General features: G+C 39.9%; 14 protein-coding genes. All 14 read right to left on the bottom strand.

Going from position 1 to position 16158, the window contains the following annotated elements:
* Positions 1-43 precede the first annotated feature (43 nt).
* The 14 genes from MUW56_RS20605 to MUW56_RS20545 all read right to left on the bottom strand — a co-directional run bounded on the left by MUW56_RS20605 (position 44) and on the right by MUW56_RS20545 (position 16141).
* Entirely contained in the window at positions 44-2566 is a 2523-nt protein-coding gene (locus MUW56_RS20605; RefSeq protein WP_292014961.1) for a glycosyl hydrolase 115 family protein, read from the bottom strand.
* 89 nt (positions 2567-2655) lie between these two features.
* On the bottom strand, positions 2656-4599 hold the full coding sequence (locus MUW56_RS20600) for a glycoside hydrolase family 97 protein (RefSeq protein WP_292014960.1): 1944 nt from the start codon (positions 4597-4599) through the stop codon (positions 2656-2658).
* The gene (locus MUW56_RS20595; RefSeq protein ID WP_292014959.1) at positions 4589-5971 is read right to left on the bottom strand and encodes a glycoside hydrolase family 43 protein; all 1383 of its coding nucleotides are present in this window, start codon (positions 5969-5971) and stop codon (positions 4589-4591) included. Before MUW56_RS20595 ends, MUW56_RS20600 begins: the two co-directional genes overlap by 11 nt.
* 40 nt (positions 5972-6011) lie before the next feature.
* The gene (locus MUW56_RS20590) at positions 6012-6884 is read right to left on the bottom strand and encodes an alpha/beta hydrolase-fold protein (protein ID WP_292014958.1); all 873 of its coding nucleotides are present in this window, start codon (positions 6882-6884) and stop codon (positions 6012-6014) included.
* A 335-nt stretch (positions 6885-7219) separates the two neighbouring features.
* Positions 7220-8170 carry a hypothetical protein gene (locus tag MUW56_RS20585; protein WP_292014957.1) on the bottom strand — a complete coding sequence of 317 codons (951 nt, stop codon included), beginning with the start codon at positions 8168-8170 and terminating at the stop codon, positions 7220-7222.
* Positions 8167-8826, bottom strand: coding sequence for a family 43 glycosylhydrolase (locus MUW56_RS20580; RefSeq protein ID WP_292014956.1), 660 nt, complete (start codon positions 8824-8826; stop codon positions 8167-8169). Before MUW56_RS20580 ends, MUW56_RS20585 begins: the two co-directional genes overlap by 4 nt.
* 85 nt (positions 8827-8911) lie before the next feature.
* Complete coding sequence (locus tag MUW56_RS22900; protein ID WP_367118542.1) at positions 8912-9376, bottom strand: hypothetical protein; 465 nt, start codon at positions 9374-9376, stop codon at positions 8912-8914.
* An 11-nt stretch (positions 9377-9387) separates the two neighbouring features.
* On the bottom strand, positions 9388-10629 hold the full coding sequence (locus MUW56_RS20575) for a glycoside hydrolase family 43 protein (RefSeq protein ID WP_367118541.1): 1242 nt from the start codon (positions 10627-10629) through the stop codon (positions 9388-9390).
* A gap of 49 nt (positions 10630-10678) precedes the next feature.
* Positions 10679-11953: an MFS transporter gene (locus MUW56_RS20570; RefSeq protein ID WP_292014955.1), complete on the bottom strand. Its 1275-nt coding sequence runs from the start codon at positions 11951-11953 to the stop codon at positions 10679-10681.
* Positions 11954-12127 carry a hypothetical protein gene (locus MUW56_RS20565; protein WP_292014954.1) on the bottom strand — a complete coding sequence of 58 codons (174 nt, stop codon included), beginning with the start codon at positions 12125-12127 and terminating at the stop codon, positions 11954-11956.
* On the bottom strand, positions 12124-12588 hold the full coding sequence (locus MUW56_RS20560; protein ID WP_292014953.1) for a bifunctional 4-hydroxy-2-oxoglutarate aldolase/2-dehydro-3-deoxy-phosphogluconate aldolase: 465 nt from the start codon (positions 12586-12588) through the stop codon (positions 12124-12126). Before MUW56_RS20560 ends, MUW56_RS20565 begins: the two co-directional genes overlap by 4 nt.
* The gene (locus MUW56_RS20555) at positions 12585-13583 is read right to left on the bottom strand and encodes a sugar kinase (protein ID WP_292014952.1); all 999 of its coding nucleotides are present in this window, start codon (positions 13581-13583) and stop codon (positions 12585-12587) included. The genes MUW56_RS20560 and MUW56_RS20555 overlap by 4 nt, the downstream gene beginning before the upstream one ends.
* A 4-nt stretch (positions 13584-13587) precedes the next feature.
* Positions 13588-15006, bottom strand: coding sequence for a glucuronate isomerase (gene uxaC, locus MUW56_RS20550; RefSeq protein WP_292014951.1), 1419 nt, complete (start codon positions 15004-15006; stop codon positions 13588-13590).
* A gap of 319 nt (positions 15007-15325) precedes the next feature.
* A complete protein-coding gene (locus MUW56_RS20545) occupies positions 15326-16141 on the bottom strand; it encodes an SDR family oxidoreductase (RefSeq protein ID WP_292014950.1) in 816 nt (271 codons plus the stop codon).
* Between the last annotated feature and the right edge of the window lie 17 nt (positions 16142-16158).

The following is a 16158-nucleotide window of genomic DNA, read 5'->3' as shown; positions in this document are numbered from 1 at the left end:
CTGTTTCATGATTAAAGTATTGTTATTATCAGTATTTTGTCCTTCAGTGAAGCATTTCACTTTCGGGAGCGCCCAGGTACGAAGGCTTTAAACCTCCGGTATTGATCAGTATTTTTTCCAGGACAATACCGGGTTCGAGCACTCTGAAACGTAAAGTATGTTTTCCCGGCTGTGGAATCGAATGTTTGGTAATGGATTTAATGATATGTTCAGACTGCCATTTTCCCAATTCTCCTTTGTAATGACCGTTAAAATTCACGACCTGTGCAGGCTGGCCATCAAATGAAATTTCGTATCGAAGTCCTTTATTATGGTTAAAATTTAAAGTCGGTGCTAAAAGAAGTTCTACCTCAAATTCTCCTTTGGATTCAAAGTTAATATCATATTCCAGCCAGATATTTTCATCATTTTTTGGATAAGCATTCTGCGGAAATGTGGTCACTCCGGATTTTGTTTTTCCGAAATCTGGAATCACTTCCCAATGGATTCTGTCTGATTGATGCTGCCTTGCAAAGTTTTCTGCTTCAATAGATACGTAGCCCTCTTTTTCCTGAAATACTTTTTCTTTGGGAACCTCAGCTTCGGAAATATAGGTGACTTCGGGCATTATATTTTCTTTTCCGTCTGCCCAGCTTTTATATCCTATCCTCATCTGATCCATCATATGTTTCCATTTTCCTCCGGCGATCACATTATTATATTGATTGTCCAGATAAGCGTTTCTTTCAAAACATGCCTTCACTTTATCCGCGTAGAAATTGGCTGCCAGATCTTTCTTCGCTGCCAGTTCCCTGTTTTTTGCTACAGCATAGTACATTTCGTATAAATTGCTGCAGGCATCAATCGGGTACAGAACCAACTGATAATAAGCATCCTGATATTCGGCAGGAATCTGCTCTTTTAAACGTAAGGCTTCTACTGCCAGAGCCCTGTAATCATTTAAAACCGTTTCAAATTCATGATAATTTTCCAGGCTGTATGTTTTGCTGTCAAGGGTTTCAGGTGTTACTCTTCTGTTGTATTTGGCATACAGATTAATCATCCTGGCAATCTCTCCGGCGTGTTTTTCACCGAACTGCTGAGCAGCCCATTTCTCAGTATACCCAAAAAGGTTTTTAGCGTTAAACTGCTTTGGGTTCCAGGCCATTTCCAGAAAAAAGCTGATCGGAAATTCCATCGGTTTTAAATCTCCTACATTGACGATCCAAAGTTTATCCACCTTGTGTTCATAAGAAAGATTCATCTGTTCCCAGACTCTCTGGATAGGACTGATATTGATCCATTTGGAGTTTCTCGGTCCGCCCACATAATCGAAGTGGTAATAGATTCCATAGCCTCCTTTATGCAAAGGTTTTGAAAGATCCGGAAGCTTTCTTACATTTCCCCAGTTATCATCACAGAACAGCAGGATTACATCATCCGGAACCCGCATTCCTTTATCATAATAATCCTGAACTTCTTTATACAGTGCCCAGACCTGAGGTGTTTTCTCAGCCTTTTTCCCGGTAACCTCAGCAATGATTTTACGCTGGTCTTTTACAATTTTCTCCATCAGGGAAATATTGGTTCCCTCACCCATCGCTTCGTCACCATCGCCACGCATTCCTACGGTTACGAGCTTTTCCCAGTTTTTGCTTCTTTCGAGTCCTGATTTCCAGAATTTTTGCAGCACTTCTGCATTTTTAGTGTAATCCCAGACATTCGGGAGGTTATTTTTTTTGATATACCTGTGCCAGTCTGTTTGTGCCAAAGCCATAGGCTCATGATGCGAAGTTCCCATGACAATACCCATTTCATCAGCTAACGGCCCGCTCAAAGCATCATCGTCATAAAATGCTTTTCCCCACATTGCCGGCCAGATATAGTTTCCTTTAAGGCGCAGGATCAGTTCAAAAACTTTTTCGTAAAACTTGCTGTTTACTCCTCCAAATGTAGCTCTGGCCCAACCTCCAAGCGAAGGTTCCTCGTCATTAAGGAAAATGCCGCGGTATTCTACGACAGGCTCGCCATCGGTATACATCCCTTTTTTAAAATATAAATTTTCTTTTACCGGAACCGGAACATCTGCCCAATAATACCATGGAGAAACGCCTATTTGCTGAGACATTTCATAGATCCCGTAGATGGTTCCTCTTTTATCACTTCCCGCAATCACAATCGCTTCAGAAACTCCCGGAAAAGGATTGCTGATATTCTGAATGATATATTTTTCCCTTTTTCCAACTAATACTTTTCCATCAAGCTTCTTTTGCCTGATTAAATCATCAATGACGGATTTTGTCCCGACAGTTCCAATTATAATTAAAGGAGATTGCAATCCTGAAATCTGGTTAAGAATCATTGGATGTTCTCCTGTTACTTTCTGAAAATCAGTCTGCAGATTTTTTACAGCTCTCATAATCCCCTGATCTATTCCGGAGCTGGTAAAAATCGAAAGATTGAGCCCTTTTTCTTTTAAAACGATATTTTCGGGACTTTTCTCAGCGCTGATAAACGGTTCTGCAGCATGGGTTTTCAAACAAAACCCAAACAGCGCAACAAGAAAAAATATTTTTAAATGATTCATAATCAATTTTTATTTAACCTTAAAAAATCTGTATTCTTTTTATCTATTCAAACCTTATAGGTTTTGAAAACCTATAAGGTTTACTTTTGTTAATTTTTCAATACAAAACCTCCCTGCGGCTGCATTTCAATGCTGAAATCTCCTTTTGCATTTACTTTTACTTCTTTCTCTGATGAATTTCCTTTTGCATCATCATTGATAAATTTTACGGTTTTCCCGGCAGACATCGGAAGCTTTATTTTCAGTTTTTGGGATTGTTTTTCAGCATTTACACCAGCCACATACCATTGATTCTGATGTCTTCTCGCAACCACGGCATATTTCCCTGGATAGCCGTCTACAAAGATCGTTTCATCCCAAAGTGTCGGAACTTCTTTCATAAAGTTGAGCTGAAATTCAGGTGCATCCGTCAGGTTATTCGGCATTACGGCAAACATCTGAACCGGATTCTGAAACAGGACTGCTGTAGCCAGCTGAAAACCTTCTGTGGTATGTCTTTTATTTTTATCCCTGTTGGATTCCGTTAAATATTTATTGAGAAAAGTTCCTCCGAATTCCATACTTCCCACTGTATTTCTGATGAAAGGATGAAGTGTGGCAAAAAAAGCTTCCTGTTTACGTACATCTTCCGAAAAATAAAGCATTTCTGAAGCAAGAACGGCTTCGCTTCCTGCATAGTTCGGGTACATTATTCCCCAGCCTCTCGGTACAGTAGCTCCGTGAAAAATAATGGTTAATCCGTAATCGTTGGCATCTGATAAAATATCTTCATAAAGACGCATGGTTTCCTGTTTGTCTCCTCCGAAGAAATCTACTTTCAGTCCTTTTACTCCTGCTTCTTTCAGCCATTTCATTTCCTTTTTACGCTCAACGGATGAGCTCATTTTATTTCTAGGTCCCATAGGTGCATCATTGGCCGCTCCATTGGAGTTGTACCAAAGCAACACCCCTATATTTCTGGATTTTGCATACTGAATAAGTTCTTTCATACGGTCCTTGCCTATATTTTTATCCCAAAGCGCATCCATAAGAATAAACTGATATTTCAACGCAGCTGCAAGGTCTATGAATTTCACCTGATCATCATAGTTCATACTTTTATCCTGCCATAGAATCCAGCTCCAGGTAGATTTTCCGAACTGATAATCCTGTGAAGGCTCATACATCGGATCTACCACATCAAAAGGAATGGTGGTTTCCACAATGGGTTTCAGGGAACTGCCCACTGTAATTGTTCTCCACGGTGTTTTTCCGGGAAGTGACACTGCTGCTCCGGTACTTCCGAAACCATTATTTTCAGCGGTATGCGGATACGCTACTTTATAAAGACTTTTCTCTGTTGTGGTTTCCAGATGGGAAGCGCAGTACATGCTGTTCACTCCTGTCTCAGAAAGTAATACCCATCCCTCATTTCCGATATGGAAAAGACCAGGGAAAACATACCCGTAATCGGATGGCATTCCCAGTTCAGCATCGGCTTTATAACCACTTTCATAGCTTGGCGCAGTGCGGGCAAAGCCTGTCATCGGCTTCATCATGGGGGAAAGAAAAGTAGTGGTCTGTAACGGGAACCTGTAACCGGTCGTTTCCGACTGTACTACAACGCTCAACCTTTCTTTCATGGGTGAAATATTGTATCGGAAAGCAATATTGTTGTTGCTTACCTGAAATTCAATGCCTATTTGATACTGGTCTGCATTGGTGAAATTAACCGTTAAAGTATTGGCTTTGTATTCAATCTCGGATTTTTTGATTTTTCCGTTCGTATATTTCTTAGAAACCACATCTTTTTGGCTGTCAATAAATTTCAGATTCTTTGAAAAATCGGATTCGTTGGTCACCAGTCCCAGCGGAGATCTTTCAAGCATTACTTTTCCCTGAAAGATAACATTGTAAAGCGCCCTTCCATTTTCTGAAAAAACATGAAGCTTTATTTGGCCATCAGGACTTTCAACTTCCGCTATCTGTGCAAAACTTTTGCTGATCAGAAACAAGCTGAATACGATATATAAAACTTTTTTCTCATAACTCATTATTTTCAAGAAAGGTCCAGTAATCGAAGTACATAATATCTGTGGAGGCTTTTCCATTGAATACAAAATACAGATCATGAACACCGGTAATTTTTTCAGCAATCTGTACTTTTACCGTTTCCCAGCGGTCATCCCCACCCATCAGCGGAACCTTTACCGTTGCGGCAACAGGGCCGTTCACAGCATCCAAATGAATAGTCATTGTTACGTCACTGTTATGGGTAGTTCCTACCCTTGCAGAGAAAGCACTGGCTCCTTTTTTTCGGAAATCCACATTCTTTACACTGGTATAAGCTCCATTTTTCTTTGCTTTGATGAAAACACCAGCCTCTTTATTTTGATAAGATTTTACATTTTCTGACCATGCAATCATTTCTGCCTGATTGAACAAATAAGGATTAACGGTTGCAATAGCTTTTGTAATTCCGTTTGTCATTTTAAAGGGTGAAATGGAACCGTCTTTATTGAATGTAAGCTCTTCCAGACTTACCGATCTTGTGAACCCGCTTCCGCCCGGCAACGCACCATTGTGATAAAAGAAATAGGTTTTTCCTCTGAAATCAACAATGCCGGGATGATTGGTAAATGATTTTCCTTCAGAAGGCATCACAATTCCTCCATACTTCCAGGGTCCCTGAGCAGTTTTACCTGTAGAATATCCTATGAATTCCGGAAGCTGACCACCCGGCCAGAAAAGATAGTACAGATTTTTTCTTTTGTACAGCCAAGGGCCTTCCTCGTATTTTGTGGGTCTTTCCGGATTGGGTTTTCCATCTCTTTTGCCAAATGATTCTTCGGTCATCGGAACTTCTACAATATTTCCGGAATAAGAAATCATATCTTCATTCAGCTTTACGTATTTAAGCTTAGGATTTCCCCAATACATATGGGCCTGTCCGTCATCATCCACAAAAACCGTGGGATCGATATCACCCCATTCGCTCTGAACGAGAGGTTTTCCCAGCGGGTCATGAAAAGGCCCGAACGGACTGTCGCCCACAGCAACACCGATAGCGCCTTTGTTATTGGTTTTTGACCACATTGGAACATAGATAAAAAACTTTCCGTTCCTTTCTACACATTGTGCAGCCCAGGCATCTCGTTTTGCCCAATCAAAATCTTTGTAGGAAAGAACCATTCCATGATCTGTCCAGTTGACCATGTCATTCGTGGAATATACTTTCCAGTCATTCATGGTGAACCAGGTGGAATCATCTTCATCGTGTGTGGTATAGACATATAGCCTGTCATTGTAGACCATCGGTGCAGGATCAACAGTATAACTGGTCTGAACAATAGGGTTCTGGGCAAATCCCATCTGGGAAAACCCTATCATTGCAATTAAACTGATATGTATTGTACGGATATTCATAGAATGGGAAATTTGGATTAAAAGCTTTTAACCTGATACTTTATTCTGACTTCAAAATAAAATTAACTTCTTCCTGATTGACGGGTTTGAAAAGCAGTTGCGAAAACAGATACAGGTCATTTTTCCAGACTTTGAAATCATGGCCGCCCGGCGCTACATAAAAAATATGAGGAATCTTATTTTCTGTAAGATAGTCGCTTGTTCTTTTACTGAAAGGCATCAATCGGTCCTGATCTCCGCATGAAATCCAGAGAAGCTTTAATTGTTTAGCTTTGGATGGATCCTGGAGAAGCTGCTGAGGTTCTTTGGTATTCGGAGCTGCGGAAAAGGCGCCTACCCAAGCAAATCTGTCGATATTTCCCAATCCGAAATTCAGGGTCTGCCCGCCACCCATGGAAAGTCCGGCAATGGCTCTGTCATTTCTGTCTTTTTTAACAGGATATTTTTTTTCTACAAAGGGAATCAGATCATTCAACAGGTCTTTTTCAAAGGTTGCAAAAGCCTCTACTTTATCTTTCGCCATGATATCTCCTGTAGCTCTGTCGTGTTTCATAGCCCTTCCGTTGGGCAGCACCACGATCATTGGACTCAGTTTTCCTTTAGCATACAGATTATCCAAAATAATATGAGGTGCCCCATTTCTGAACCATTCTTTTTCATCCCCGCCAATGCCGTGAAGGAGATATAAAACAGGATATTGAGTGCCTTTTTTAAATCCGGGAGGTGTATATACCAAGGCTTTACGCGTAGTACCAACCGTTGCTGACGGATATTGTATAGTATCAATCTTTCCGTGTGGAATTTCTTTTTTCTCCGTGTCAAAATCCTGTGGTACTTTTTTCTCAAATGCCTGTGCAGCAATAAAAACTCCTGACAGCATGAAACCTAATGCTAATACAACTGACTTATTCATGATTTTTATTTGTATTTTTAACACTTATTATTTTGAATAAAAAAATAATAACGAAGCTGTTTAAACTTTTATATTGATTATTTTTAACCACAAAAGGTTTAACCACTTAAGTTTTTTTAGAGCCAAGCTTTATGCATAGTAAGTACACCTAAGTTTTGTGAAAATCTTTGATTTTCATCTTATGTGAACTTTTCTGCGGAATCATTTTAAACTTACTTAGGTGAACTCAAATGTTTTAAAATGAAAGTTTTTGTGACTTTTGTGGTTTTATTAAGTTTAAACAACTTAGCATTTATTTTATTTTACCTATTTTTTTCTGCTAATTTTTTTATTTTTCATTCTCCGGCTTCATTGACTCTGAAAAAATCCACATCTACAAAGCCTCCGGTATTTTTAGTGGCATAATTAAAAATTGCGAATTTTGATCCCATAAAAAATCTCCGGTAATCAAAGATCATTTTGTAGTCTTTTGCCATTGCTGTCCAATTCTTCTGATCGGAACTGTAATAAAAGTCGGCAAGATCTTTCCCGAGGTTAAAATTGGCATCAATACGAAGGAAAACTATATCCGAATTAAGAGGAATCCGTTTTTTCTCTTCTTTTTTAACCTCTGTAATAGCTTTTGTTTTACTGTCCAGACTTACTTCATTCGTTGAAAAAACAATGAATTTTTCATTACCTTCCTTCACTATTGACAAGATTCCGGAATCACCATTGAATGCACTGAAACCTGCGACATCGCCATCTTTCATTCCTTTGAGATCCATTGCAACAACTGCTGAAGAGGTGGGGCCTTCCATTCTTTGGGTTAAAGTGTTTGGCGCTACGTACAGATTGTCTACCACTCTGCTGGTTTTCAGTCTGAGAAAGCCTTTTCTCTCGGATAAAGACCACGCTTCATCCACCGGATTATGGTTCCACTGCCACTGGATTTTCATCTTTTTATCAGAGAACTCATCACTTTCCACCAAATGATTTTTTGCTTTGAATGGCGGAAGAGGAATTTCACCTTTCAGAGGAACTTTTCCGTTTTCCCCCAGCACAGGCCAGTCGTTTTCCCATTGTACAGGCAGCAGCAGCGGAACACGTCCTACTCCGTTTCTATCCTGGAAAATAAGGGAATACCAGTTTCCATTTTTATCATCTATCAAAGCACCCTGACCTGCATAAGAAAATCCTAAAAAATTGTCTTCCAGAACTACTTTTTTCTCGTAAGGACCTGTTACTTTATCCGCTCTGTAGACTACCTGACGGCGCTTCCCGTTTCTGGGCCAGGAAATCATCATCTATAGTATTTTCCGTTTCTTTTGATGATCTGATTTCCTTCCAGGAGTCCGGTTTCCGAAGCATCTTTCTGAAATACCTCAGTTCCATCCGGATTTCCGATAACTTCTTTAAAATCAGAACTCAGTTCAAAAACTTTATTGGATGTGAAAACATATGTCCTGTCATTATCATCAAAAAACAGAGAAGCATCATGAAAATGCCGTGTTCTGGTGATGAGCTTCCATTTTCCTTTTTCGGGATTATCAGTCACATAGAAATAAGATTTGAAAGGTTCATCATTCGGAGAAAACAAAACATAGTATTTCCCTTTGTAGTAGCGGATTGAAGAAGCCCATTGGCCTCTGCCGTAAACGGTTCCGTTCAATAAATCATATTTTGAATTGTCATTCAGGGTATCAAAAACATACCCGGACATTTCCCAATGTACCAGATCCCTGGAATGCATTACCGGTGCTCCCGGCATCAGATGCATGGTGGTACTGATCAGGTAAAAATCATTTCCGTTTCTGGTAATGGATAAATCCGGTGCATCTGCCCATATGATAGGATTGGTAAACGCAGTACTCTGTTTTCCGGAAGGATTTACCTGGGCTGAAAGAAGATTCAGCCCGATAAACCCCAATAAAGAAACTATATAAGATTTTTTGATTTTCAAAATGTATTGTAATGTTTGGTTTTACTTTTTTCAATTTTAAAAGGAAACACTTCGACAAGTTCTGTGTGACATTGCTGATACTAACTTAATTTGGAAGGATATCATTGGAAGACGTACTGTACAGCCCAATAAGGCTTCCTGTAAAACCTCCCGCCACATCAGTAGAAAGAATATCTCCTGAAACCGGTCCGCCAAGATTTTTATAGTTCTTACCATCCAGTGAATAAGTAAAGCTATGTTCATCCTTGTCAGCTACAACCTGCAGTTTAACCGGTTTGGATAATGAAATCTTTTCACTGGCAATCAGCTTTGACTCTCCTTTTTCGGTTCTTTCCAATACGATGTAGAAATCTTTATCCTTTTTTGTGATTCCGAAAACATAATTGAATGTTTCACTCTGATAGCAGGTAATTCCTGCCAGCTCCTTTTCAGATTTAGGCTTAAAATCAACGGTTACAGAAGTTTCAAATGATTCATGCTGTAATCTGTGGAACAATGCAGATACGGGAGCCAATGCTTTAATATTGGTTTCAAAAGGATTTACTTTCACTCCGTTTTTTGTTACGCAATAAAACTTTCCCGGGGTCCGCGCATGGCAATCCATCGATAATCAAGATTTTTATCTGTCAGTTTATCAGAATAGGTAAAATTTCCGTTGGGAAAAAATCCGTTTTGCCCGTTGTGATTCTGAGCTCCTTCAGGTAATTTCAGTTTCGGTTTCATCGGAACCAGCCCGTTTTGGAAAACAGGATAGGTGCCGCTCCAGTCAACCGGAAGAATGAATGTTTCACGGCCTTTGTTAACACGGTTTTTCTCGTTGGGACGTATGGCCAGAAATACTCCGTAATATTGGCCATCCGGTGTTTCCACCAGATCCGCATGACCGGCCCAGTCTACCTTTTCTTTCCTGTCTTTCGGAAAATAGCGCTGTGTCAGAATCGGGTTATTGCCAGCCGGAATATAAGGGCCTTTTGGAGAATCGGACATGAAGATAACTTCGCTGTGATTGCCGCCGGTTCCCCCTTCTGCACACATCAGGTAATATTTACCGTTTTTCTTATAAATATGGGGACCTTCAATCCAGATGGGTTTTTGGGAAAGATCCACCCCACCGTTTACAATAATCTTATCTGAGCCTGGAACTACCTGATCTTTTTCGAGATCGTACTCCCAGATTTTAATGACACGGTGTCCGTTATACTGTTCCGTTCCTTTTGGAGGTGCATCGTTGTGAACGATATATGCTTTTCCATCATCATCAAAGAAAACAGCCGGATCAATACCGTCAAAATTCAGTTTCTGAACTTCGCTCCATCCTTTTGCCGGATCTTTGGTTTTTACGACCATATTTCCGATACCGCCTGCAATCTGGGTAGTGATCATATAAAAAGTGTCGTTGTGTTTATTGTATTTTATATCAGGAGCATAAATTCCCTGTGAAACTCCTGATTTTTCAACTTTAAGCTGTGAAGGTCTGTCCAGAACGTGTCCTACTTGTTTCCAGTTCACCAGATCTTTAGAAGTAAAAATAGGGACTCCCGGAAACATAGAAAATGAGGAGTTCACGAGATAATAATCATCCCCTTTTCTGGTAATGCTGGGATCGGGGTAACATCCCTGAAGGATCGGGGAATAGAATTCGTCCGGTTTAAGTGGGTTGTCATTATATATTTTATCGTTTCCGCGGTAGGTAAAGTCGGAGAAAGTCTGGGCAGAAATAGTAGTGACCGAAAGCAAAGCTGCCGCCGCAAGGACATGGGTTTTATTTCTGAAAAAAGTTAAACTCATTATATTCGGTTTCATTGTTATTCTTTTATAGTTTTTTAATGTTTTACGATTTTTTAGCGTCATCCTAAACAGTTTTCTTGCGGTTGATTATTTTAATCAGCCCCCAGGCTGTAACATAGGATATTCCGGCTATGAAAAATATGATGTTATAGCCTCCGTTGATATTTCCTGATTTTTTAAAGGCATCGAGAACGATTCCGATAAAAAGCGGAAAAATAATTCCTGCTGCCGAGCCGAGCATACCGCCAAAACCGATGACAGAACTGACATAGCTGTTAGGTAATTTATCTCCCACAGTAGTCATAAGATTAGCTCCCCATCCCTGATGTGCAGCCGTGGCAAGGGCAATAATAAGGGTAATCATCCACATATTATCTACGTATTTTGAGAACATGACCGGAACAACCATCAAAGCAAACAGCAACATGGTAAAGCTTCTTGCTCTTCCGATCGCCCAGCCTTTTTTGATCAGAAATGATGAGAGATAGCCTCCGCCAATACTTCCGATTGTGGTTCCGCTGTAAATAATAATCAACGGAAGGGACGGTTTTGTTAAATCCATTTTGAATACATCTGAGAAATATGCCGGCAGCCAGAACATAAAGAAATACCAGATAGGATCAGTTAATATTTTACCGATCGCAAATGACCATGTTACTTTATATTTGAGTAATTCCGATAAAGGGACTTTGGTTTTTTCCTGGATTTTTTCATTCTGATCACTTTTTATATATTGCAGTTCTTCCTTGCTCAGATTTTTGGTTTTTTCCGGGACGGTATAGAATTTCCACCAAAGGATAATCCAAACCAACCCTAAAGCACCGATCCAAACAAAAGTCTGCCTCCAGCCATAATGTCCGAGAATAAACGGAACCAGCAGCGGTGCCAAAATAGCTCCCACAGTCGCTCCCGAATTGAAAATCCCGGTTGCCAATGCTCTTTCTTTTTTAGGAAACCATTCAGCTACCGATTTGATGGCAGCAGGAAAATTTCCTGCTTCACTGATTCCCAGGGTGCTTCTCGCTATGATAAATCCGATGGTACTTTTGACAAACCCATGTCCTATAGACGCAAGACTCCATACAATCAGAGAAACGGCATACCCGATTTTGGTTCCCACCCGGTCTATAAGCCTTCCCATAGCCATATAGCCAATGGCGTAAGTGGTTGTAAATGCCATGACGATATAGCTGTAATCTTTTTCGTCCCAGCTGAATTCTTTTTCCAGAACAGGTTTCAGCAAACCCATTACCTGACGGTCAAGATAATTGATCGTAGTGGCGAGAAAAACGAGAGACAGCATCCACCATCTTATATTGCGGTTTTGAGGAGCCTGCATTTAGTTATGATTAAGTTGTTGTAATAAATTTCTTGTTTTCAGAGTCAGTTCTTCTCCGTTAACATCTTTTCCGATGAGTGCGCTTCCCAGTCCTGCCGCTATGGCACCACCATTGAGCCATTCTCTGATATCTTCAGATTCAGCATTGATTCCTCCGGTTGGCATAAAATTCATTCCCGGAAAAACAGGCTGTAAGATTTGATGTAATTCTTACCTAAAGCGTCAGCCGGAAATATTTTAACCAGTTTTAAGCCATTCTGATACGCAATATTGACATCAGAAGGAGTAAAACAACCCGGAATCAGAAGGATATTTCTTTCAAGAGCATGTTTTACCAATGCTTCACTGATGACCGGTGTAATGATGAAATCAGCTTTTGCATTGATATAATCATCCATTTCCTGTATATTTTTTACCGTTCCGATTCCTAACAAAAGACCAGGAAATTCTGTGTGGGAAATTTCTTTCAGCCTGGTAAAATTCTCCAATGCATGATGACCACGGTTGGTGTATTCTATCACACGGATTCCTGCTTCGTATAAAGCTCGGATGATATTTTTTGAGACTTCAAATGATTCGTTATAAAACAGCGGAACTATTTTCTGGTCTTTTATTTTTTGTAGTATTTCACTCATAATTTTTCGATATTAATGCTGTCATCAATGGTATCTCCTTTTACAAAAAGCTTTTTGAAAGCAACTTTCGTGGCATCCTCCAGGATCTGTTGTTCCGAGTTACCTTTTATAATTCCATGGATCAAAGCGGCCATAAAAGAATCACCGCTTCCTACTCTTTCTTCAATTCTTTCTGCATCATATTTTTCTGAAACCAAAAGCTGTTCATCAGCAAATAAGGTGGCAAAATAATTGACCTGTTCTCCGTTTGTGAAACGGAACGTATTGGCAATCTTTTCCACATCCGGAAATTGTTTCCGGATTTCCAACGCTGTTTTCTCTGCCTGTTTCAGAATATTTTCATCATCAAAATTTCCGTTAAGCTCATATTCAATGGGAATATTCAGGAACTGCTCAACAGACCAGATATTTCCCATGAGAACATTCACAAAAGGCATCAGCTCTTTAATTTTGTGGGGATTCTGGTTTTGCCAGAGTAACGCTCTGTAATTGAGGTCAAGGGAAACCGTAATATTTCTTTCCTTCGCTTCTTCCATGAGATATAAACATTTGAGGAACGCACTGTTACTCAAAGCGGGTGTGATGGTACTGATATGCAGCCATTTTACTTCTGAAAATATTTCATCATCCCTGAAAGTTTTAAAATCCGATTGGGTAAAAACAGACGGAAATCGATCGTAAACGACTGAAGCATTCTGCATATCTCCATCGGAAGAAAGATAAAATGTTCCTATTCTCCCTTTATTTTTTTCTGCAAGGACTTCTATTCCTTTATTTTTAAGCTGAAATTCCAATTGGTTTCCTACAAAATTCTCAGGTAAAGCTGATAACAATTTCACGGAATTCTTCCATTGGGAGAGCGCTGCCGCTACATTATATTCAGCGCCGCCCACGTAAATCTTCAGAGACTGCTCATTGAGCCAGCTTCCTTCGGAATCCGGAGCAAAATGGAGAAGGAGTTCCCCAAAACATACTATTTTAGCTGAATCCTGCATGGTATTAGATTTCAAAATAATTTTTTGTATTGTAATAACAGATATCCTGAATGATCTTTCCTACCCATTTTTCATCATCGGGAAGAAGACCTCTTTCCATCTCATTTCCGAATAGATTACATAAAAGCCTTCTGAAATAATCATGTCGTGAGAATGACAGTAAGCTTCGGGAATCGGTAAGCATGCCTACAAAAGTGCTGATCAAACCGATATTGGAAAGCGTATTCATCTGTTTTGTCATCCCGTCGAGCTGATCGAGGAACCACCAGGCTGCTCCAAACTGTACTTTGGATTTGATTCCACCTTCATTGAAGTTTCCGGCAAGGGATGCCAGAACTTCATTAAATGCCGGGTTCAGATTGTAAATAATGGTTTTGGTGAGTTTTCCTTCCGTATTCAGTGCATCAAGCAGAATGCTCATTCTTTGTGTGTAATACGGTTCTCCGATGGCATCATATCCTGCGTTGGCACCCATTTTTCTGAACATTTCTGAATTGTTGTTTCTGGTTGCTCCTACATGAAACTGCTGTACCCAGCCTTTTTCTGCGTACATTTTGCAAAGTTCTTTCAGCATATAACCACATAAGGCTTCCGGATTGGAAAATGTTGAAAGATTACCCTTCAGGAATTCAGAAAACTCTTTTTCAAGGTTATGATTCCATTTTGTAGTATCCGGAAAATATTCAAAACCATGATCGGCTACTTTTGCTCCTGCTTCCACAAAATAATTGATTCTTGATTGAAGAGTATTCAACAGATCAGAAGCCGATGTGATGGAAAATCCGCAGACTTTTTCAAGCTTTCTTATTCCTGAAAGATATTGTTCAGGAGAGATCATATTGATATAGGAATCAGGGCGGAAAGCCGGAAGAACAGCGGTGTTAAATCCACTGTTTTTTAAAGCTTTATGATGAGCCAGATCATCGGCAGGATCATCCGTAGTGCATAAAGCTTCTACCTTACAATTCTGAAGGATGGCTTGTGGCAAAAAGCCGGATGTCTGCAGACTTTCATTCATCTGATGGTATATGGTATCTGCATTATTGGGTGATAAATATTCGCTGATTCCAAAAGGATTTTTTAATTCCAGATGAGTCCAGTGAAATAATGGGTTGCGAAGCGTATACGGCACCACTTCTGCCCATTTCATAAATTTTTCGTGATCTGAAGCATTTCCGGAAATAAACTGTTCATCAATGCCAAAATTTCTCATGGCTCTCCATTTGTAGTGGTCACCATCCAGCCAGATAGCCGTTGGAGAACGGAAATGCTGATTGGCAGAAATTACATCGGGTTCAAGATGGTTGTGATAGTCGATCACCGGCATATCTTTAGCATAGCCGAAATACAGATTCTCTGCCTTTGCTGATTCCAGCAAAAACGATTCTCCGAAAACGTCTTTATTTTTAATGGAATTACTCATTATTTACTTTTACAATCTAAATTTTAATTCTAAACTTGTTTAAACTTTAAAGTCACAAAAACCTTATTTAAAACACTTGAGTTTACCTAAGTAAGTTTAAAATGATTCCGCAGAAAAGTTCACATAAGATGAAAATCAAAGATTTCACAAAACTTAGATGTACTTATTATGCATAAAGCTTAGCTCTAAAAAAACTTAAGTGGTTAAACAGCTTCTCTCTTTACATAGTAAGATTTTAGGAAAGCCAACATTTTAAAACAGGACTTTGAATGCAGTCATTAAAGTCCCGGTCACTGTATATGTAGAAATTAGTTTTTATTTATACTCCGCTGAATGCGCTGAAACCACCATCAACAGGAATCAGTGCTCCTGTGATAAAACTTGCGGCCTCTGAACATAGAAACTGTACAACGCCATTCAGTTCTTCTACTTCTCCAAATCTCTGCATGGGGGTTTTGGCGATTACTTTTTTGCTTCTCTCGGTTAAAGTTCCGTCCGGATTCAAAAGGATAGCACGGTTCTGATCCCCAATGAAAAATCCTGGTGCCACTGCATTAACGCGAATTTTATCTCCGAATTTCAATGCCAGATCAGATGCCAGCCATTGGGTAAAATTGGTGATCGCAGATTTGGCGGCAGAATATCCGGCCACTCTTGTAATCGCTGAGTAAGCAGCCATGGAAGAAATATTAATAATGCTTCCGTTTCCCTGCTCAGCCATTACTTTTCCGAAAACATAGCTCGGGTAAACGGTTCCGTTGATATTAAGGTCAGTAACTTCATTCCATCCTTTCATATCCATATCAAAAAATGATTGTTCAGGAGATAAAGTCGCTGCCGGAATATTTCCGCCGGCGATGTTAAGCAGTACATCAATGCTGCCGTACTTTTCTTTTATTTTCCCTGAAGCGGTTTCAAGGCTTTTCATATCCATCACATTGGCTTCTACAGCGAGTGCCTCTCCTCCCAAATCTGTCAGTTCTTTTATCCGGGCATCCAATGTTTCCTGGTTTCTTCCCAGTGCGACCACTTTTGCTCCGGCCTCTATAAAACTTTTCGCCAGGCTTCCTCCCAAAACGCCTGAAGCCCCTGTGATGACTGCCACTTTGTCTTTAATACTAAACATTTCTTTCATTTTACTTTTTACTATGT

It is taken from the genome of Chryseobacterium sp. (assembly GCF_022869225.1).
Lineage (GTDB): Bacteria > Bacteroidota > Bacteroidia > Flavobacteriales > Weeksellaceae > Chryseobacterium.
Note: the sequence above shows the minus strand (reverse complement) of the source record. Positions and strands in the feature narration are given on the sequence as shown.